The 1,484-nt window shown below is 63.9% G+C and carries 1 protein-coding gene and 1 pseudogene; both read left to right on the top strand.

Annotated features, from left to right (window positions below):
- The first annotated feature begins 337 nt into the window (after positions 1 to 337).
- Positions 338 to 1,067: pseudogene (locus ACWEQQ_RS45015) on the top strand (transposase family protein).
- Between the two features lie 118 nt (positions 1,068 to 1,185).
- The gene (locus tag ACWEQQ_RS45020) at positions 1,186 to 1,398 is read left to right on the top strand and encodes a beta-ketoacyl synthase N-terminal-like domain-containing protein (protein ID WP_452352570.1); all 213 of its coding nucleotides are present in this window, start codon (positions 1,186 to 1,188) and stop codon (positions 1,396 to 1,398) included.
- The last annotated feature ends 86 nt before the right edge of the window (positions 1,399 to 1,484 follow it).

Below are 1,484 nucleotides of genomic sequence, written 5' to 3' on the forward strand. Positions count from 1 at the left end.
ATCCGATGGGAACGTCGCACCGATATCCATCACGGATTTCTCGACCTCGCCGCAGCCCTGATCTGCTGGCGACGACTCAGCAACCGAACCCGATAGACATCCCATTGAATGTCAAGCAGCAGATGGTTGAGCGGGACCTGGCCACGCTGTGGCTTCGTCGTAGTGGGTTCCGGTTTTGAGGCAGCCGTGCAGGATGCCGACGAGTCGGTTGGCGAGCTGGCGTAGGGCGGCGTTGTGGCCGGCACCGCGGGCTCGGTGGTGGTCGTAGTAGGCGCGAGCGCCCTGGGACCACAACAGTGCGGATTGCGCTTGGGTAGTGAGTGCGTCGATGAGGCGGTTGCTTTTCTACCGTTCCGCGCTGCCGTTGTCACGTCAGACCCTCGACTACGTGGCCGGGGTGATCCGCCGTCACCGCCGCCGTATCGGGTCGGTGTGGCGGCTGCTCAACCCGGGCCGTCAGGCCCTGCTCGTGCTGGCTTATCTGCGCAAAGGAGAAACCTTGGGTGCCGGGTTCGAGATATCGACGGCGACCGCGTGGCGGTGCCGGCGCTGCGGAAAGCGCTGGCCCGCGTCAAGACCGCCGGGCATGCCTATCTGATCCTGGACGGCACGCTGATCGCGATCGACCGGGTCGCCGCCGATCGGCGGTTCTACTCAGGTAAGCATCGCCACCACGGGACGAACGTGTAGGTCATTGCCACACCCGACGGTGAGATCGTGTGGGTGTCGGGTGCGTTGCCGGGCAGCGTGCACGATTTGAAGGCGGCCTGGATCTGGCGAATCCTCCACGAGCTCGAACAGGGTAGATGGATCGTGTTGGCCGACAAGGGATATCACGGCGCCACCGCGGCACTCACGCCGTACAAGGGCAGGGACAAACCGGAATCGCAGAAGCAGTTCAACCGCGCCCATGCGAAGCTACGCGGCCCCGGCGAGCGCGCCAACGCCCAGCTGAAACCTGGCGGATACTGCGGAAACTCCGCTGCTGCCCGCACCGGACCGGGCAACTCGTCCAAGCCATCCACGTCCTTCAAGCCCGCGAGGTCCGCGCCATTCAGCAAGGATGAAAAAGGCTCAGTGTCGGAGCGAATCATCAACGGAGAACCGGATGTTCCGGAGGAATCGGTAGACGAGTCGTTCTATACGACTGGCAACCAGCCTGCGGACGCGCATGATGTCGCGATTGTGGGTCTCTCGACCCGGTCGCCTGGGGCGGGGGATGCACCGGAGTCGACGTGGGATTTCCTGATCAACGGCGGCGATGCGATTCGGGAGCTACCCGAGGGGCTCTGGGGCTGGAGATCGACGTGCGTGGCCTCGACCGTCATGCGGGGTGCCACGTCAAACCAATACTTGAACGGTGTTCAAGCTCGAGGTAGATTGCCTTGGCATGACTGATGGACTGTTGAATCTGTTGGTGGACAAGGCGTTACGCCGAACGGCCCCGACCAGGGCGGAGGCGCTGGCGTTGCTGAGCGGCGCGC

This window comes from Nocardia sp. NPDC004123 (assembly GCF_053603795.1).